At 38.3% G+C, this 18,241-nt stretch carries 18 protein-coding genes; 17 read left to right on the top strand and 1 reads right to left on the bottom strand.

All coding sequences use genetic code 11. The features are described 5' to 3' along the window. Positions 1 to 50: 50 nt before the first annotated feature. The 15 genes from helD to AC1RPR_RS00340 all read left to right on the top strand — a co-directional run bounded on the left by helD (position 51) and on the right by AC1RPR_RS00340 (position 15,353). Positions 51 to 2,342: an RNA polymerase recycling motor HelD gene (helD, locus tag AC1RPR_RS00410; protein WP_481760912.1), complete on the top strand. Its 2,292-nt coding sequence runs from the start codon at positions 51 to 53 to the stop codon at positions 2,340 to 2,342. Between the two features lie 62 nt (positions 2,343 to 2,404). Further along, positions 2,405 to 3,325, top strand: a complete 921-nt coding sequence (gene coaA / locus AC1RPR_RS00405) for a type I pantothenate kinase (RefSeq protein ID WP_481760911.1) — start codon at positions 2,405 to 2,407, stop codon at positions 3,323 to 3,325. 133 nt (positions 3,326 to 3,458) lie between these two features. Next, positions 3,459 to 5,000: a glutamine-hydrolyzing GMP synthase gene (gene guaA / locus AC1RPR_RS00400; RefSeq protein ID WP_481761138.1), complete on the top strand. Its 1,542-nt coding sequence runs from the start codon at positions 3,459 to 3,461 to the stop codon at positions 4,998 to 5,000. 297 nt (positions 5,001 to 5,297) lie between these two features. Continuing rightward, positions 5,298 to 6,209 (top strand): abortive infection family protein, encoded by a 912-nt coding sequence (locus AC1RPR_RS00395; RefSeq protein WP_481760910.1) that lies wholly within the window; start codon positions 5,298 to 5,300, stop codon positions 6,207 to 6,209. A 17-nt stretch (positions 6,210 to 6,226) separates the two neighbouring features. Continuing rightward, complete coding sequence (locus tag AC1RPR_RS00390) at positions 6,227 to 7,189, top strand: adenine-specific methyltransferase EcoRI family protein (protein WP_481760909.1); 963 nt, start codon at positions 6,227 to 6,229, stop codon at positions 7,187 to 7,189. After that, entirely contained in the window at positions 7,179 to 8,270 is a 1,092-nt protein-coding gene (locus AC1RPR_RS00385) for a GmrSD restriction endonuclease domain-containing protein (RefSeq protein WP_003588255.1), read from the top strand. The genes AC1RPR_RS00390 and AC1RPR_RS00385 overlap by 11 nt, the downstream gene beginning before the upstream one ends. 15 nt (positions 8,271 to 8,285) lie before the next feature. Continuing rightward, the gene (locus AC1RPR_RS00380) at positions 8,286 to 9,068 is read left to right on the top strand and encodes a hypothetical protein (protein WP_481760908.1); all 783 of its coding nucleotides are present in this window, start codon (positions 8,286 to 8,288) and stop codon (positions 9,066 to 9,068) included. 211 nt (positions 9,069 to 9,279) lie between these two features. Continuing rightward, a complete protein-coding gene (locus AC1RPR_RS00375; protein WP_481760907.1) occupies positions 9,280 to 9,669 on the top strand; it encodes a hypothetical protein in 390 nt (129 codons plus the stop codon). A gap of 8 nt (positions 9,670 to 9,677) precedes the next feature. After that, positions 9,678 to 9,872 carry a hypothetical protein gene (locus AC1RPR_RS00370; RefSeq protein WP_481760906.1) on the top strand — a complete coding sequence of 65 codons (195 nt, stop codon included), beginning with the start codon at positions 9,678 to 9,680 and terminating at the stop codon, positions 9,870 to 9,872. After that, positions 9,844 to 11,319, top strand: a complete 1,476-nt coding sequence (locus tag AC1RPR_RS00365) for an FtsK/SpoIIIE domain-containing protein (RefSeq protein WP_481760905.1) — start codon at positions 9,844 to 9,846, stop codon at positions 11,317 to 11,319. Before AC1RPR_RS00370 ends, AC1RPR_RS00365 begins: the two co-directional genes overlap by 29 nt. A gap of 25 nt (positions 11,320 to 11,344) precedes the next feature. Further along, positions 11,345 to 12,217 carry a rolling circle replication-associated protein gene (locus AC1RPR_RS00360; RefSeq protein WP_481760904.1) on the top strand — a complete coding sequence of 291 codons (873 nt, stop codon included), beginning with the start codon at positions 11,345 to 11,347 and terminating at the stop codon, positions 12,215 to 12,217. Then, on the top strand, positions 12,218 to 12,430 hold the full coding sequence (locus AC1RPR_RS00355; RefSeq protein WP_003599276.1) for a DUF3173 domain-containing protein: 213 nt from the start codon (positions 12,218 to 12,220) through the stop codon (positions 12,428 to 12,430). Continuing rightward, positions 12,417 to 13,643 carry a tyrosine-type recombinase/integrase gene (locus AC1RPR_RS00350; RefSeq protein ID WP_481760903.1) on the top strand — a complete coding sequence of 409 codons (1,227 nt, stop codon included), beginning with the start codon at positions 12,417 to 12,419 and terminating at the stop codon, positions 13,641 to 13,643. Before AC1RPR_RS00355 ends, AC1RPR_RS00350 begins: the two co-directional genes overlap by 14 nt. A 210-nt stretch (positions 13,644 to 13,853) precedes the next feature. Beyond that, a complete protein-coding gene (locus tag AC1RPR_RS00345) occupies positions 13,854 to 14,204 on the top strand; it encodes a YisL family protein (RefSeq protein ID WP_409021639.1) in 351 nt (116 codons plus the stop codon). 198 nt (positions 14,205 to 14,402) lie between these two features. Further along, the gene (locus AC1RPR_RS00340; RefSeq protein ID WP_481760902.1) at positions 14,403 to 15,353 is read left to right on the top strand and encodes a zinc-binding dehydrogenase; all 951 of its coding nucleotides are present in this window, start codon (positions 14,403 to 14,405) and stop codon (positions 15,351 to 15,353) included. 134 nt (positions 15,354 to 15,487) lie between these two features. Here AC1RPR_RS00340 and AC1RPR_RS00335 read toward each other — a convergent pair whose 3' ends face one another. After that, complete coding sequence (locus AC1RPR_RS00335) at positions 15,488 to 16,306, bottom strand: MerR family transcriptional regulator (protein WP_481760901.1); 819 nt, start codon at positions 16,304 to 16,306, stop codon at positions 15,488 to 15,490. Between the two features lie 94 nt (positions 16,307 to 16,400). Here AC1RPR_RS00335 and AC1RPR_RS00330 point away from each other — a divergent pair, with 94 nt between their 5' ends. Further along, positions 16,401 to 17,720: a replication-associated recombination protein A gene (locus AC1RPR_RS00330; RefSeq protein ID WP_481760900.1), complete on the top strand. Its 1,320-nt coding sequence runs from the start codon at positions 16,401 to 16,403 to the stop codon at positions 17,718 to 17,720. A 159-nt stretch (positions 17,721 to 17,879) separates the two neighbouring features. Then, entirely contained in the window at positions 17,880 to 18,170 is a 291-nt protein-coding gene (locus tag AC1RPR_RS00325; RefSeq protein ID WP_481760899.1) for a hypothetical protein, read from the top strand. Positions 18,171 to 18,241: the final 71 nt, after the last annotated feature.

Here is an 18,241-nt window from a genome sequence, read left to right as displayed (position 1 = left end):
ATGATACACTATTAGGCCTAATAAAATCATGTAAAGTGGGGTATTGAGAAATGGCTGATGAAATTAAAATCGAAGAACAAGCACATCTTGATGATGTTATTGTTAAAATAAAAGATGCTGAAGTTAAACGTCAAAATGAAATAAAGTACGCTGAAAGTGAAGCACGATCGATTAATGGCGAATTTACAAGTGATGTTCATATCAATACGACAACATACACTGGAATGATTGATACAGCAATGTCTGTTCGTCAGCAACAACAGTTATTAGCTGAACGTGAAACGAGTTGGAAAAACGCAACTTCTCGTTTAGACATTTTAAAGAAATTAGAAAAGAAACCTTATTTTGCACGTTTAAACATTCAAGAAGGAACTAATAAAAAAGAAACAATCTATATTGGCTTGGGCTCTTTTGCTGATCGACCTGAACACTTTATGGTTTATGATTGGCGTGCACCCATATCGAGTGTTTATTACGATGGCGGACTAGGTGATGTCACTTACCAAACTCCTGATGGTGATCAAACAGTAGATGTTTCATTGAAACGTCAATTCGTAATTGAAGATGGCCAAATTGAAACGATATTTGATACTGATGAAGCTGTTGGTGATCAGATGTTATTAGACGTCTTGAATGATTCTGCTGATACAAAGATGAAGAGTATCGTAACGACGATTCAGAAGGAACAAAATCAAATTATTCGAGATGTAAAAGCTGAATTATTATTTGTTCAAGGTGCAGCTGGTTCGGGTAAAACCTCAGCTGTATTACAACGTGTGGCTTACTTGCTGTACCGTTACCGCGGTAATTTAACAGCTAGTCAAGTTGTTTTATTCTCACCTAATCAATTATTTAATGATTATATTGATCAAGTGTTGCCAGAACTTGGTGAACAAAATATGGTTCAAATGACTTATTTCCAATATGCATCAAGACGTTTACCAAATATGCAAGTTGAAACGTTACAAGAACGCTTTGAAGAAGACAATGCGCCTGCTAAAAAACGTATTCAAGTTCTGAAAAATAGTTTGGCATTCTTTAATGCCTCAACTGCTTATTCAGAACATTTGGAACAAGCAGACATGAAGTTCAGAGATATTAAATTCAATAATGAAGTCTTTATTTCAAAAGATAAAATAAAAGGTATCTACTATAAATATAATGAAAATTATCATTTACGGACAAGATTAGAAGCAACACGTGAATCATTAGTTAAATTATTGAATCGTCGAATTGAAGCTGAGGCTAAGTTAGAATGGGTTGAAAAAGCAATTCAAGATATGTCTAAAGAACAATTGAATGATTTGTATGGAGACCAAGACCGCGAATTTGCAAGCGGTGATAAAGAAATGCGTTTCTTAACGCGTACTTTAGTTATGCGCCAATTTACAAGTGTGCACAGAGCAATTGTGCGCAATCGATTCTTAAATATCAGTTCACAATATGTGAACTTTTTACACAATGTGCCTAAGTATCTTAATTTGAGTGACTATAATGTTACTGTAGAAGAATGGCAAGCAGATGTGGCTGAAGTTGTGTCACGTTTAAAAAATCGTCAAATATCGATGCATGACGTTACGCCATACTTATACTTATTTGATCGTATGACGGGTAAGCATGGTGAAACAGATGTCCGTTACGTCTTTATTGATGAAATTCAAGACTACACGGCATTTCAATTAGCTTTCTTGAAGGAAGGGTTCCCAAGAGCTAAGTTTACACTGCTTGGTGATTTAAACCAGGCTATTTTCACAAAAGAAAATAGTAAGAGTTTACTATCAGAATTGGGACATTTATTCCCAGCTGATAAAACCAAAGTCGTGCAATTGACGAAATCATATCGTTCAACACAACAAATCACAGATTTCACAAAAGAAGTGTTGATAAATGGTGAATCAGTGACGTCATTTAACCGACAAGGTGACTTACCCACAATGACTGTGGATAATAATTCTGATAAATTAGTTCACGATTTAGAAAAACAAGTACAACAAAATGTGGATGATCATCTAACAACGGCAATCATCGCTAAATCATTAGCTGAATGTACAGAATTGTATGAACAATTACAAGCCGAGGGCGTGCCAGTTACATTGATTAAAACGGAAAATCAACGTTTGGCCGATGGAACGATTATTGTGCCAGCTTTCCTAGCTAAAGGTTTGGAATTTGATGCGGTTGTTATGTGGGGCGCTTCAAAGATTAACTATCATGAAGAAGACGAGCGTCAATTAGTTTATACGATTTGTTCAAGAGCAATGCATCGACTAACTGTTTATGCTGAAAAAGAATTATCACCATTATTTGACCATGTTTCAAAAAGTTTATATAGTTTAAAATAAGCTATGGAAGAAATGACCTATTGCGGAAACTGATAGGTCATTTTTATTAGAGGATTGTTAAAATGGATAAACAAATGAATTATTATAAAATTCCAAGGGATGAATGGCGTGGCTTTTATAAAACGAAACAGATTGATTTGTCACAACAAAAATTGAATGAAATTCAATCTGTTAATGATAAGATATCAGTTCAAGATGTGCAGGAAATTTACATGCCATTGGTTCATTTATTAAATATGACATTGTTGGGTAAGCAAGATTTGCAATCAAAAAAAGCAGATTTTCTAGGAATTAAAGATCAAAAATGGCCTTTTGTGATTGGAATTACGGGTAGTGTTGCAGTGGGTAAAAGTACAACGGCACGTTTGTTGCAATTATTACTCACAGCGTTATACCCAACAAAAAAGGTTCAAGCAATTACAACGGATGGCTTTTTATATCCTAATGAAACACTAATTCACCAGAATATCTTGGACCGTAAAGGTTTTCCAGAAAGTTATGACATGGAAAAACTAATTCTATTTTTAAACGACGTGAAAAGTGGTCTGAAAACTGAAGCACCAGTATATTCACATGATAGTTATGATATTGTACCTGGAATGGTACAAACAATTAATCAACCAGATATTTTGATTGTTGAAGGGATTAATGTTTTACAATTACCAAGTAACCAACAATTGTATGTTAGTGATTTCTTTGATTATTCAATTTATGTTGATGCTGATGCTGACTTAATTGAAAAATGGTATTTGGAACGTTTTGGTGTTCTTTTGAACACCTCTTTTCAGAAACCTGGAAATTACTATTATGATTATGCGATTGGTAACCACGATGAAGCATTTAAGTTGGCACGTAATGTCTGGAAAACCGTGAATTTAAAGAACTTACAAGAGTTCATTTTACCAACCAGAAATCGTGCTGATCTTATTTTAGAGAAGACAGATGAGCATCGAATTAATACCGTTTATTTACGCAAATATTAGAAAATAGAGATATTTTCACAGATTTTCATGAAAATTAAATCAAACGATTGACCAAGTGGGTTTCAATCAGTAGAATAGACGTAATAAGAAACTAAAAAATATGAAGAGGTGACTATTTTTGGCCAACGTTAGCATGCAAGATTTCGACAAAATTATCGTTCTTGATTTTGGTAGTCAATATAATCAATTAATTACTCGTCGTGTACGTGAATTCGGAATTTATTCTGAATTGTTATCACACAAGATTAGTGCAGCCGAAATAAAAGAGATTGCCCCTAAAGGTATCATTTTTTCTGGTGGCCCAAATAGTGTTTATGATGAAGATGCACTCAGAGTAGATCCTGAAATCTTTGAATTAGGTATTCCTATCTTAGGTATCTGTTACGGTATGCAACTAATGGCATATACAATGCCAGGTGGTAAAGTTGAAAGTGCAGATAACAAAGAATATGGTAAGGCTGAAATTGAGGTTACTAATCCAGAAGGAACTTTATTCAAAGGATTACCAGCTGAACAAACAGTTTGGATGAGTCATGGTGACTTAGTAACAGAAGTTCCTGATGGTTTTACATCAGTTGCAACTTCTGTTAACTGTCCTATTTCTGCAATGCAAAATCTTGATAAGAAATTCTATGGCCTTCAATTCCATACTGAAGTTCGCAACACTGAATTTGGGGATGACATTTTACGTCGTTTCGCATTTGATGTTTGTGAAGCTGAAAGTAACTGGTCAATGGCTGATTTTATTGATTTACAAATTGCTAAAATCCGCGAAACTGTTGGTGATAAAAAAGTCCTTCTTGGTTTATCAGGTGGGGTTGATTCTTCAGTTGTTGGTGTTTTATTGCACAAAGCAATTGGTAACCAACTAACAAGTATTTTCGTTGATCATGGTTTACTTCGTAAAAATGAAGCTGATCAAGTTATGGAAATGCTTGGCGGTAAATTTGGCTTGAATATCATTAAAGTTGATGCTCAAGAACGTTTCTTAGGTAAATTAGAAGGAATTTCTGATCCTGAAACGAAACGTAAAACAATTGGTAATGAATTCATCCGTGTCTTTGATGATGAAGCTACTAAGTTAAAAGGAATTGACTTCTTGGCTCAAGGAACACTTTACACTGATGTGATTGAATCTGGGACAGATACTGCCCAAACAATTAAATCTCATCATAATGTTGGTGGCCTTCCTGATGATATGCAATTTAGCTTAATCGAACCATTGCGAACATTATTCAAAGATGAAGTTCGTGAACTTGGCGAAAAAATGGGTATGAGTGAAGAATTAGTATGGCGTCAACCATTCCCAGGCCCTGGTCTTGGAATTCGTGTTCTTGGTGAAATTACTGAAGAAAAATTAACAATCGTTAGAGATAGTGATTTAATTTTACGTGAAGAAATTAAAAATGCTGGTCTTGATCGTGAAATCTGGCAATACTTTACTGTCTTACCGGGCATTAGAAGTGTTGGTGTGATGGGCGATGGACGTACTTATGACTACACAGTTGGTATCCGTGGTGTTACTTCAATTGATGGTATGACTGCTGATTTTGCTAGAATCCCTTGGGATGTCTTACAAAAAATCTCAGTCCGTATTGTAAACGAAGTCGCACATGTTAACCGCATCGTGTATGATATTACGAGCAAGCCGCCTTCAACAATCGAATGGGAATAGCGATGTAGGCCAATTTGAGCTAGAAAGAGTGATACAGAGGCATTTTGGATTTGCTCAAGGCAGCTCAAACTCCGCCAACTCCGCCAAAAAAATATGGTGCTCCGCCGAAACTCCGCCTAATTATGGTGGACAATCAATCGAAAACTCATTTAAGACTGCTAGAACTTACTTGGTTCTGGTGGCCTTTTTTAGTCTGGCGGAAAAATGAACTTGCGAGAATACACAGTAGAGTGCTTGGTATTTATGGGCTTAGGATATATAATTAAATAAGTTATTAATACTGTGGGGGGAAAGGCATTGGAGTCAGAAAATTTTGAATTACTGGAAAACACAGATATTACAACTTTCTTGATTGACCGACCGTGGATAACTTACCGAACAAATGCAGATCTTGACGCTCTGGGATCCAGATTTGGTTCTCCAAATCCAGAAGGTTCAAACAGATTACGCCGAATGAGTTCGATAATCAGTGCAACTCATGCAAATGATCGAACGGCTTCTTTATTATCGTTTCTATTTTCACCAGCACAGTTGCGACCGGTGATTAATGAGTATCTTTCTGGAAGTCAGTTTTCGCAACTGAAGGAAATTGATAACTTTATTCTGGAAGGCCTTACTGGTGATGAATCTAAGGACATCCTGATTGTAGCAGACGCAATTAAGCAGCGCGTAATCAGAGAGATAAACGCCATTCTTCTCTACAGCAACTTAAAACTCGTATCTAGTGGTAATTCGTGGGAAATTATCGCAGCAGATGAGAATGTAAAAGTCCTCGTGCCGATCAAGAGGATCAATTCAGGATACATTTCAGAGTTGTTGGCGCAGGGACAAGATGACTTGCAGGATAATGATTTTGACAGCGTAGTTACAAAGGCTAGAACACTTATCGAAGAGGTGTTTCTTCAAATATTGTCCGATAACGACGTAAAGTGTAAGCGTAATGGCGATATTGGTCAATATCGTAATTTGGTGGTTAAAACATTGGGAATGAGACCTTCTCGGGAGTGGAATCCACGTATTACGAAAATGATTAGTCACTTAAATGGAATCACCGATTTAATCGCAGAAATGCGCAATAAAGATGGCGATGCACATGCTAGCAATGAACGAGTAAAAATTCAGGCAGCAGAGGCGGAACTACTACTCAATACGTCTGTTAGTCTGGCTACCTACTATCTCAGAGTCAATGACAGACATGTACAGAGATAAAATAATAAATTGGAGTAATGAACGTGAAAAAGCAAACAAACAGTAACCTTCATGTATCACGTGCTGGAAAAACAGATGAGTTTTATACTAATATTTCAATGATTGAAAACGAGCTACGCCATTATCGTGAGTATTTCAAGGATAAGGTTGTGTTTTGTAATTGTGATGATCCAGCCATCAGTAATTTCTGGAAATACTTTCAGATTAACTTTTACATGTTAGGCCTAAAAAAACTAATATCTACGCACTATGAATCCGACAAACCCAGTTATAAATTGGAAATAATTAGACAAGATGACAAGATTGGACAACTTGCATTTTTACCGGATTACGTTGAAACACCACTAACTGGAGATGGCGATTTTCGAAGTCCGGAAGCAATTCAGTTACTTAAAGAAGCCGATATTGTCGTAACCAATCCCCCTTTCAGTCTATTTACTGATTACATCGCACAGTTAAGAGCTTTTCACAAAACATTCCTAGTGATTGGTAATCTCAACGCAATTACCTATAAAGAGGTACTGCCTTTAATTATGGCCAACGAAATTTGGCTAGGGTACAATTCTGGACACTTTTGGTTTAAGGTACCTGAAAGCTATGAGGCGAAGAAAACGGATTTCAAGATTGATGAAAATGGACAAAAATGGCGGAGAATGGGAAACATTTGCTGGTATACCAACTTAGATACGACACAACGTCACGAAAAGCTGACAATCTTCAAGAACTATTCTCCAGAGATATATCCAAAATATGATAACTATGATGCCATTGAGGTATCCCGTGTTGCGGATATTCCTTGTGACTACTTTGGTGTCATTGGTGTGCCAATTACTTACATGACGCGGTACAATCCAGATCAGTTTGAAATTGTTGATGTAAAAAGTTCAGGGCTTTTGTTGACTAAAAAAGATGGCACCGTTAAATCAATGTACAAGAGAGTGTTAATTCGCAACAAGGGAGGCCAAACGCATGCAAATTGAGAAAAAGGATATTCCAGTAAGCCAAATCGTAAACGGATATGTAGATTCCGATGAAGATGGTGTATATGGATATGACGGAAAATTAAATATTCGTCCGGCCTTTCAGCGTGAATTCGTCTACAAACCTAAGCAACGTGATGAAGTTATTAATACCGTCCGCAAGGGGTTCCCACTGAATGTTATGTATTGGGTTGTTGCAGAAGATGGACACTATGAAATTTTAGATGGACAGCAGCGAACAATCTCAATATGTCAATTTGTACAGGGTGATTACTCCATCAATTTCCAGTACTTTCACACGCTCACACAGGAAGAACAGCAGCAAATATTGGACTATCCTCTGACGGTTTATATTTGTACTGGTACAGATCGAGAAAAATTGGATTGGTTCAAAGTGATCAATACTGTTGGGGAACAGCTTACTGCACAAGAACTTAGAAATGCAATCTATACGGGGCCATGGTTGACAGATGCCAAGAAGTACTTTTCGAAATCACAGTGTCCCGCATATCAGATTGGCGGCGACTATTTAAATGGTTCTGCTATTCGACAAGACTTTTTGGAAACCACACTCAAGTGGATCTCGTCGAAACAGGATATTGAGCTTGAGGAGTACATGGCGCAGCACCAGCACGATGAAACGGCAATCGAACTGTGGCTATACTTTCAAAACGTAATTAATTGGACAACCTCTATTTTTCCTAACTATCGTAAGCTGATGAAGGGGATTGAATGGGGGTTTCTATACGATACTTATCATGAGAATACGTATAATCCGGCTACGCTCGAAGCTAGAGTTAGCGAGCTGATAGAGGACGAGGATGTTACCAAGCAGAAGGGGATATTTGAGTACGTGCTTGGCGGGCCAGAGCGCGTATTATCAATTCGGGCATTTAAGCCTAAGGACAAGCGAGCAGCATACGCAAAACAGAATGGAATCTGTCCGGTATGCGGCAAGCATTTTGAGTACGACGAGATGGAGGGCGATCATATTACTCCTTGGTCTCAAGGTGGGCATACAGTACTCTCCAATTTGCAAATGCTGTGCAAAGACGACAATCGAAAAAAATCCGGAGTATAATGCCAAGGAGCTAATATGGTACGAATAGATATGAGCACTGTAGCCGCGAGGGAAAAAGCATTCGGCGAATATGGAGATACGGTCTGGTTTATCTACAGGGTGTTTTCAGAAAGACTCAAGCGGCGTATGAAGGAGCAGGGCGTATCCAAATATCAAACTGCTGGGTTCAAGAATGCAAAAGAGTATAATGAGGCTCCAAGTTACCAACACGAAGTAAGTTATTCGATGGTTGACTCCATAACCGCACCTATTCCCCGATTGGATACGCGTCAGAATCCTTATCTAGTGCCTTCTTCCAAGTACTATCTACGATTTGTAGATACCTTGAATTTTAAGGATGTGTATGAGTGCATTTGGGGGTCTAATTATGAAATTAGAAACTATCTGCCTAATGTATTTGAGTCAGTGTGTAATGAAGCGCAATTCCAAAATAACCGACTAGGTAGCCTTATTAATGATATAAAGCAGACACAGCCTCTTAGGATTCCGAACAATACGATTCAACAAATATATGAAGGAATAAAAAGCGACTTGCTGAATGAGTGGGACAAATTCACAAGAGTTCGGAATCAAGAAACGAAAATAGCGACAGTAATTGACTTCGAAAGTAGTGCTGATAACGAAAGCATTGCCGCAGGAATCCCACTAATAGATAAGATTGATTCTGGCGGTGTCTCGAGAGAAGGGTTAGGTGAGGTTCTCGAACTTAAGCAACTTGGTGAACCATTAAAAAGATTTGTTGATTATCGGGTAACACCGCTGATAATGAATCGGTTTCTCCAACAAATATCAAAATAGTCACTTAGGGCGAAGTTTTAAAAACTTCGCCTTTTTTGATACACATCTTTTCCGATACGTCAATACCCGGTTTTTCGGGTGTCAAGACATTGGCGAAGCCTGATATATATATTGGGCGTAATTGAAGATAAGATGTAGTCAATCAAAGGCCTTTGATAAAAGTTAGTCTATTAAAACTGTGTTGGATGTTTATCCAGAAAAGGAGAAATGCATGAAACTAGCCAAGGTCAAACTTTCAGAAGTTGAAATTAGCAACGTTGAGAAGCCAAAAGCAGCTCGCGTGGTATCGGTATCAAAAAGTCCGCGCTACGCAGATAACGGTGATCCAATCAACGGATCGGTCGCAAAGGTAGTATGCCACATAGTAGATGCTGAACTTGCCAAAACATTGGAGAAATCTGGCGACGGGGTAGAGGACTTAAAGACGTATGCACTGGAACTTGTTGGGGATGAGAAGGATCTGCTGGAAATTTCTGAGGCAGAACTTTTGGGCACAGAGATTGAATTGAAAGACGCCAAGGTAATGCTTAAGTGGAGCGCGGGGCGTACTAGTGGCTGGCGTGACGTGAAGCTTGTTATGAATATTAGCGATGGGAAGTAGGCGTAGGTATGAGTGAAAAAAAGAAGCTATCTGTTTGGGCGTACTTGAATGAAGCTCAATATTGTCTCACGAACCGTGACGCATTCGATGTTAAAAGAATTGAGTCTTTGATTGCAGCTGCGTACAGAATTTTTACCGGCCAGCAAGTAGGAGACTTTGAAGAGGAGTTCTTGAATGATAAAAAACGCAAGGGAAACAATTAGCAGATTTTTGCCAGTCTCTACGCATACTGCGAAGCTGAGCATCTATGAATCCATTGATGAGGTTGATCAACGCAAGCAGGTACGGTCAAGATTATTGTTTAAGGTCTGGGCATGTGTTACAGTGCTAATCATTCTCTGGAGCTGCGCTAAGTGGACGTGGGCTAAAATAATTGGCCAAAAATCGGAATTAGATCTATGGCCAATTATCCTGATGCTTGGACTACTTGGAGTAGTTGTGTCTCTTGCTGGGGCTTGGAGATATCTCCACAGTAGATATTCGCCAGTTGAACGTTGGAAGATGGAACGTTTGCTTTGGCAATTTTCGGAAAACGTTAATTTGATTAAGCAAGGCGTGACTGGCCATGTCGCATACGTAAGATGGGGATATGTGGTCTCGAATGATGAAGTTAAGATCACGCTACTAACGGGTGGCCGTGTCAGCTCGGATTTCGAAGCGGATATTGGACGCCGCCTGGTTGCATTCCTCACCAAGGAGACGACAGCTTACTGGGAAATTCGTGATAAGAAGTCTGGAAACGGCATTATCGAAATTAACCTAACTCACAATAAGGATGAGCGAATTACAATCAACCGTTTGGACGCGTTGCAGACAAGCGAAAAGATCAATATTCAATTGACTGGCAGAATGTCGCTAACATCTAAACAGCCGATGGGGTTGATAGTCGGTCCAACAGGAACGGGGAAAACTAGTTTGCTAAAGGGCCTGATTATATCCTTCTTGGTAAATAATCCCGATAATGTCGTGTATACGATCGATGGTAAGGCAGCGTTCTTGGGTCAGTCGATGAAGCGTATTGGTAAGGTTGCCATGAATACGGAAGAGGCAATTCAGCTCGTTGACGAATTGTGCAAAATCATGGATCAGCGATACAAGGAGCTAAATGCAGATCCCGATGATGAGCGGGATATTACGCATTGCGAAAAATTTCATCAGGGTACGATTCTCCTTGTTGTCGATGAGCTACTGTCGCTGGTTGCAAACATGAAGGCTGAGGATCAGCAGAGGAAAACAGCCGACAAACTATATCCCCAATTCAACGCCAAACTGTTGTCCTTGATTACAAAGGGACGGCAGAGTTCTATCTCGGTTATTGTAGCGGGGCAAATGATGCCTGCGTCTGCGCTCCCAACAGAGGCCAGGAGTTCGCTAGGGATGCGGATCAGCTTAGGTAGAACGTCGCCTCAGCAAGCTCAGGAGGTGTTTGGAGAGAGTCACCATGATTTACCGTTAATTGATGCAAAAGAATTTGGTGGTGTCATTTGGCTGGATGGTTTGAATTGGGATGGGCCAAAAGCATTTTTACCGCCAAAATATGATGAAGATAAACTGCCGTTTAAAGCAACACTTACAATGCTTGCTGGTAGGCGTGGCGGTGGCGGAACGCCACAAGCTGCGACTGCCAGCGAGGACTTGCCTGTTACTTGACATACAGGCAAGATAAGCTGAAAAAATGAGCAAGAATAGCGGTGAGTATGAGTACAACGCCAAAGTTATTACATTTGAAGATCATATCGAAATTGTGAAATATGGCGTGCCAAGGGTTCACAAATCTCCAAAATTATTGAAAAATCCAGAGTCGAATATGCCTATAAATGTGTCATATAGTGATGAAACCCAACTCGTGCAGCAGGCATTTAGGATTAAGAGAAAGGTGAAATACTATCTAGAGGCAAATTCGTTCAATTTGTTTTGGACGCTTACGTTTGATGACTCGAAGGTGAATGCAAAGAACTATGAGTATGCACGAAGGCGGCTGCGTGCTTGGTTGAAGTATCAGCGCGAAAAGTTCGGTAGGTTTGACTACCTATTTATTCCTGAACTTCATCCTTCATCGGGTAGAATTCATTTTCATGGCGTTACTGGCGGACTTGCCCCACCTTTAACGCCTGCACGTTACCCCAAGAGTCAGCGGCTAATTAAGAAAAAGGGATTGCAGATATACAATGCAGATAGCTGGGAAAAGGGTTTTAGTACGGTAAGCCATATTGCCGACAAGCGTAAGGCAGCTAACTATATTACCAAATATATAACTAAAGAACTTCTACAAATACCGCACGCATATCATCAACCACGGTACTTTGTGAGCCATGGACTAAAGCAGCCGACTGTGGATTACTGGGATCTAGATGAAAGTTATTTCGCAATTTTTAGACCGAATTTTGTTGTTGGGCACTTGGACAGCCCAGATAGTGCGCTGGAAACAGATGTAGCAATTTACCAGATTGATATTACGAGCGATGGCAAGTTAGCGCAGGACAACGATATAAAGACCGTCTGGAAACTAAAAAATACGGTCGATTTTGGGAATGGAGGAGGCCCTTGAATGGAAAACAACACGGTTACGAAGAAAGACCTGATATCGCTTGGTTATCGTGAGAATACTGCTGCTGAATTAATTAGACAAGCAAAGCGGAGCATGGTACAACAAGGATATGAGTTTTATACCAATCGGCGCCTAGGTCGGGTACCGGTTGCAGCGGTTGAGGCAATTATTGGAGCATCCATTCGAAAGGATGCAGACGATGCCAAAGACTAAGTTCGCTGGTGTATACAGTGGCCAAAATGGCCGCTACTACTATGATATACAGTTGGGGGTGGATGAAAGTACCGGAAAAAGAATCCGGAAAAAGAGTCAAAAAGACGCGGATGGCCAGTTGTTCAAGTCAGCGACTGCTGCGCACAGGGAAGTTGTACGACTGAAAGCAGAATTTGATCGCGAGAGCGGCCATACCGTCTATGCGTTAACCTATGGCGTGTACATGCGAAAATCGTATATTCCTGCATACCAAGCTAGCGTACAAAAAGAAACGTTTGAAACGCGTAAGACTTCATTAAACGTCTTCGTACAAAAATTTGGAGATATAGAATTACGAAAGCTAGATGTTAGGCAGGTTCAGGGCTTTAGGAACTGGCTGCTTACAGATGCTGGTTACTCACAGAGCTATGCAAGTTTGGTCTTTGGTATGTTTCGTAAATCGCTGGATTTTGCGGTTGAGATGAATTACTTACCTAGTAATGTGTCAAAGCGTGTTAAGGCGATACCTAAGGGACGTGCTACGGTGCCGTATTGGACTAAGAGTGAGTTTCAAGCTGTACTAAACCAGATTTGTACTAGCGACTACTACGAACACCTGAACTTTGTCATGCTGTATGTTTACTTTATGACGGGTGTTCGTGTTAATGAGGGGATGGCGCTACAATGGGCGGACGTGGACTTCACGCATGCACAATTACGCGTTACTCACATGCTGGTAATCAAGACCAAACAAAATTGGGAACGGCATGACTACACTAAAACTGATAGCGGTTTGAGAACTATCTCCATAGATCGGGATACTTTGAAGGTGCTCCGTGTTTGGAAAAAACGTCAAACTCAGAATGGTTTTGGTAAGCAGGATGATTTTGTCTTTAGCTATGACGGAAGCCCGATGCTGAAATCAACGCTCATGCGGATAATCCATCGGTACGCCAAGTTGGCCAATGTTCACCCGATACAAGGGAAAGGACTTCGGCATAGTCATGCTAGTTACTTGATTAATGAGTTCAATGTATCAGTGCTTGTTCTGTCTAAACGGCTGGGGCACTCATCCCCGGAAATTACGTTAAGGCACTATGCGCACATGTATGTTGGTGCAGATAAGGAACTAGCACAGATGATGTCAGGTCATATAACCTATGCAGCACCAAAGGAATCTAAGGTGAAGTTTAATGGTAATCAGACTGTTGCTCCGCCGCAGCTCCGCCAATGAATAATAAACTGGCATAAATGCCGTTGTAACAACGATTGTAATCGACCGTTATAATTGAATGGGAATAAGCTTAAAAATGATAATCCTTTAGTATAAGGATTATTTTTTTTGCATGAAAGTAATCACAATCGTTTAAATAATTTTGAATCCTTGATTTAATGATGGATAATGATAAGCTAACAGTAAGATTGATATAAAAGGAGATTAACTATGATTTGGTTATGGATACATTTGATTACTTGGGTTGTGATAGCGGTTCTAGTGGCGCTCACAATTTTTACAAATACTAATACAAAAATTTATCAAATGATTACGAGACTGGGATATTTGATTTCAATTGCTAGTGGTATTATGTTGCTAGGGTACGCATGGCAAGGAAATCCAATTTTAACGGCCATTAAATTAGTTGTTGCCTTAATATTTATTGGACTAACTGAAATGACCTTTGCACGAAAAAATAAAAAGCAATTAAATAAAAGTATCATCTACGCGGTAGGCATCTGTTGCCTATGTGTGGGTGTTTTAGGATTAATGCTCGCAGGTGGAAGACCTTTTATTTAGACAATAAAATACTACATAATATTTAGGCGAAAATCTAAGTATTATGCGGTGTTTTTATTTTAAACAATTTAAATAAAATGCATTTAATCGATATAATTCTATTTGCTGAGCACTCTAACTTGACTGTGACGTAACAAGATAGTATATATTTATGTATATTGTAAATGTATAAAAAATACTTAATGGGGGTTAATTATTATGAAATCAGTTGTTGTAAAAAAATCAGGTGGCCCAGAAGTACTGGAAATTGTCGAACGCTCAATTCCAAATCCAACTCAAAATAAAACAGTTATAAAGATTCATGCTTTTCCAGTACACCGTTATGAGGTGCTAACTAGAGAAGGTGGATCACCTTCAGTTAAATTTCCGAGAGTAATAGGTGTTGAAGCTGTTGGTGAGGTCTATGAGCCTTCACAGGAAAGTAACTTAGAAAAAGGACAAAAGGTCGTAATTTTTATGGGTGGCCTTGGGCGTGAATTTGATGGTAGTTATCAAGAATATGCTTTAGTTCCTGATAATATCATTTATCCTGTAACATTCAATGGAACTTGGATAGAGTTAGCCAGTTATCCTGAAACTTTCTATACTGCTTTTGGGGCTTTAAAAGCAACACGATTTAAGGAAGGTCAATCTTTATTAATTCGTGGTGGAACTACTGGAGTTGGAATGGCTGCGTTATTGTTAGGAAAGGGATTTGGACTTTCTGTATCTAGTACAACAAGGCAAAACAACCGTAAAGAGTTGCTATATACTTTAGGAGCTAATGAAGTCATATTAGATCAAGATAATCATATTGAAACAAGTAACAAATTTGATGTGATAATTGACGTGGTAGGTACTACAACTGTAGAGGATTCCTTAGCACATCTTAAAACAGGAGGGTTTTACACGTTAGTTGGTCAATTGAGTGGGGAATGGTTATGGAAAGACTTTGACCCGTTCATCAACTTGGCGAATAAGTACGCGACAGTTTTTGATTCATCTAATGTTGATAGTTCTATGGTTAATGAGTTGTTTAATATTATTAATGAAAAACAGTTTCACTTTCCGATTTCTAAAGTTTTTAAACTAGATGATATTCAAGACGCTCATCGCTATTTGATGGAAAAAGACCGTCCAATCGGACAGGTTATTGTTACTAACGACTAGAGTGTCAGATTGAATTATTTAACTAATCTAAAAAAGTAGTTTCTAAGTTTCCAATATTTGGGTTCACTTCACATCTTTAGGTAACTTGTCTTCGGTATTAAACCGGAGGAAGGTTGCCTAATTTTTTTTCTTGTCTATTCAATCTTTTCATTCAAAATGGCAAACTCAAGCCAGCCGTATTTTGAGGAACCAGTTTTAATAAGGGTGTCGCCAGAATTAAGCTGCCATAAATAGTCTGCGGTTTTTAACTTATTTTTTTGACAGAATGATTTTAGTTTAGTTAATCCTTGATGGATACCAGCTTCATTGTTTTCCACTAAAATACATGCGTAATTACCTGCATGTTTTTCCATGATTGGGATAAAAACGTCATGATCATCTGTAAGTTTTTCTTTGATAACTCTAAAAGACGCTTCAGCGTAACCGATTGGATTATCAACAGCCAATGTTGTAAAAAATCCAGATTGTGTTGTATCCATAACAGCTAATGCGTCTAATTGTTTATAGAATTCTGAAAATAATTGAGCGACTTCTTCCTCAGTACAACCTACGGATTGACGAGAACACCAAAAAATTGTTTTCATTCGGTTTTCTATCTTGGGCTGATATAGGGTAGTGTCCTTAGTAACAGATTGTTCTTCAATTTTTTTGTTGATAACATTTTTAATTTTAACTAATTCGTCAATCTTTTTATCAATTTTACCTTGAGCATTCAGTAATTGAGGTGTTGGTACGCCTTTTGAATGGATTTTAATTTCCTTGATATCAGCTACTGAAATATCTAAACTACGTAAACCAAGTATAAATAGCAAATCGTATAATTGGTCATAATCATAATAACGATAACCAGATTCGTTTTTTTGGGCAGGTTTAAAAATATTTTCTTGGTCATAAAAGATTAATGTACGGCGAGTTGTGTTAGCTAATTTGGCCATCTCACTTATTTTTAACATATAAGGCTCCTTTATTGTCTGTAACGTAACGGTACAGTGTATGATTAAGTATAACATGAAAAAATTCAGACTTAAAAGAAAGGTGGTTTGATCAATGAAACAGGAATCTCTTTTCTCTAATCAACCTCAAAATTCACCATTAGCCAGTCGAGTTCGACCACGAAAATTAGAAGAATTTGTTGGTCAACAGAATCTACTTGGCCCTAACAAAATATTACGAGAAATTATTGAAAGTGATCAAGTTCCTTCAATGATTTTTTGGGGTCCACCTGGTGTTGGTAAAACAACTTTAGCCGAAATTATAGCAAGTAAAACTGAATCTAATTTTTTAAGCTTTAGTGCAGTTGATAGTAGTATTAGTAAGATAAAAAAAATTATGAAACAAGCGGAGTTAGATTGTGAAATTGGTCAAAAAACCATTGTTTTCGTCGATGAAATACATCGCTTTAATAAAGCACAACAAGATGCATTTTTGCCTTATGTTGAAAGAGGTAGTATTACTTTAATCGGTGCTACAACTGAAAATCCGTCTTTTGAAGTGAATTCAGCGTTATTATCCCGGTGTAAAGTATTTGTACTGCATGCGCTTAAACAGGCAGATATTGTTGTATTAATCGAAAACGCGCTCAGCAACCCGGACGGATTTGAAGAACAAACAATCCACATTAGTTCTGATGAAATTCAAGCGATTGCTAATTTTGCAGATGGTGATGCCAGAATGGCATTAAATACCTTGGAAATGGCAGTTCTGAATGGTGAAAAAGCTGATAATATCGTTACGGTGACGATGGATAATTTAAGCCAATTGATTAATAAAAGATTTGTCCGTTATGATAAAAATGGGGAAGAACACTATAATATAATTTCAGCTTTGCACAAATCGATGCGTAATAGTGATGTCGATGCTGCTATTTATTGGCTGTCCCGAATGCTAGAAGGCGGAGAAGACCCGATATATATAGCACGGCGACTTGTTCGATTTGCAAGTGAAGATATCGGGTTAGCAGATACGAATGCACTCAATGTGACAATTAATGTTTTTCAGGCATGCCAATTCATTGGTATGCCTGAATGTGATGTTCACTTAGTGGAAGCAGTAACCTACTTGTCTCTGGCACCTAAATCAAATGCCGTTTATAAGGCAAGATTAGCTGCAGCTAAAGATGTTAAAACCACGGCCAATGATCCCGTACCATTACAAATACGTAATGCGCCTACCAAATTAATGAAAGATCTAGGGTACGGTAAAGGGTACGAATTAGCTCATTATGCCAAAGATAAGTTAACGACTATGAGTACCATGCCACCTTCCGTAGCAGGACATCGATATTATAAACCAACCAGCGAAGGTAAGGAACGACGTTTTAAAGAGCGTTTAGCCCAAATAAAAGCATGGCACCAAATAAATGGATAGAATAAATAGAAAGTATTTTTGAGATGAGAATACTTCAGACGTAGACAAAGTACTGAGTAATCAGTACTTTGTTTTTTTATATAGGTTGAATGTATTACTTAAGCGTCTTACAACGAAAGTGGATACGAGAAAAACGATTAGTAAAGAGGAGGCATACTAATGGCTAACAATGGGATACCTAGCATAAACGAAGTCGGCATGTTACCAAATTTATTTTTAGTGATTAAATTTCAAGATGGCGTGACTAAGTATGTACGGAGTGAGATAAATAAAAGTGAGATGGAAAGTTTCAAATCGGGAGCAAAGAATAAACTTGGATTTTTAAAATTGACGCCAAAAAATTATTGGATTGGGAATGACATTGTCATTAAAGTGGATAATCATTTTAAAGTGAACGATAAGATCTATGATGGTAATGATATTTATAGGAACGGCAAAGATTCTTATTAATTAAGAGATTCTTTTAAAATATAATCGTTTATTAATTGTATCTACAAAATTAATAAAGGGCCATCTAGATA

It is taken from the genome of Dellaglioa sp. CoH-57-MRSF-22 (genome assembly GCF_056781895.1).
This window is presented reverse-complemented; position numbering and strand designations above follow the sequence as displayed.

Excerpts from the sequence above, each read along its gene's own strand:
- guaA (WP_481761138.1), top strand. The coding sequence starts at position 3,459 with ATGCAAGATTTCGACAAAATTATCGTTCTTGATTTTGGTAGTCAATAT.
- coaA (WP_481760911.1), top strand. The coding sequence starts at position 2,405 with ATGGATAAACAAATGAATTATTATAAAATTCCAAGGGATGAATGGCGT.
- AC1RPR_RS00325 (WP_481760899.1), top strand. The coding sequence starts at position 17,880 with ATGGCTAACAATGGGATACCTAGCATAAACGAAGTCGGCATGTTACCA.
- AC1RPR_RS00375 (WP_481760907.1), top strand. The coding sequence starts at position 9,280 with ATGAAACTAGCCAAGGTCAAACTTTCAGAAGTTGAAATTAGCAACGTT.
- AC1RPR_RS00340 (WP_481760902.1), top strand. The coding sequence starts at position 14,403 with ATGAAATCAGTTGTTGTAAAAAAATCAGGTGGCCCAGAAGTACTGGAA.
- AC1RPR_RS00330 (WP_481760900.1), top strand. The coding sequence starts at position 16,401 with ATGAAACAGGAATCTCTTTTCTCTAATCAACCTCAAAATTCACCATTA.
- AC1RPR_RS00350 (WP_481760903.1), top strand. The coding sequence starts at position 12,417 with ATGCCAAAGACTAAGTTCGCTGGTGTATACAGTGGCCAAAATGGCCGC.
- AC1RPR_RS00380 (WP_481760908.1), top strand. The coding sequence starts at position 8,286 with ATGGTACGAATAGATATGAGCACTGTAGCCGCGAGGGAAAAAGCATTC.
- helD (WP_481760912.1), top strand. The coding sequence starts at position 51 with ATGGCTGATGAAATTAAAATCGAAGAACAAGCACATCTTGATGATGTT.
- AC1RPR_RS00355 (WP_003599276.1), top strand. The coding sequence starts at position 12,218 with ATGGAAAACAACACGGTTACGAAGAAAGACCTGATATCGCTTGGTTAT.
- AC1RPR_RS00385 (WP_003588255.1), top strand. The coding sequence starts at position 7,179 with ATGCAAATTGAGAAAAAGGATATTCCAGTAAGCCAAATCGTAAACGGA.
- AC1RPR_RS00345 (WP_409021639.1), top strand. The coding sequence starts at position 13,854 with ATGATTTGGTTATGGATACATTTGATTACTTGGGTTGTGATAGCGGTT.
- AC1RPR_RS00360 (WP_481760904.1), top strand. The coding sequence starts at position 11,345 with ATGAGCAAGAATAGCGGTGAGTATGAGTACAACGCCAAAGTTATTACA.
- AC1RPR_RS00335 (WP_481760901.1), bottom strand. The coding sequence starts at position 16,306 with ATGTTAAAAATAAGTGAGATGGCCAAATTAGCTAACACAACTCGCCGT.
- AC1RPR_RS00365 (WP_481760905.1), top strand. The coding sequence starts at position 9,844 with ATGATAAAAAACGCAAGGGAAACAATTAGCAGATTTTTGCCAGTCTCT.
- AC1RPR_RS00390 (WP_481760909.1), top strand. The coding sequence starts at position 6,227 with ATGAACGTGAAAAAGCAAACAAACAGTAACCTTCATGTATCACGTGCT.
- AC1RPR_RS00370 (WP_481760906.1), top strand. The coding sequence starts at position 9,678 with ATGAGTGAAAAAAAGAAGCTATCTGTTTGGGCGTACTTGAATGAAGCT.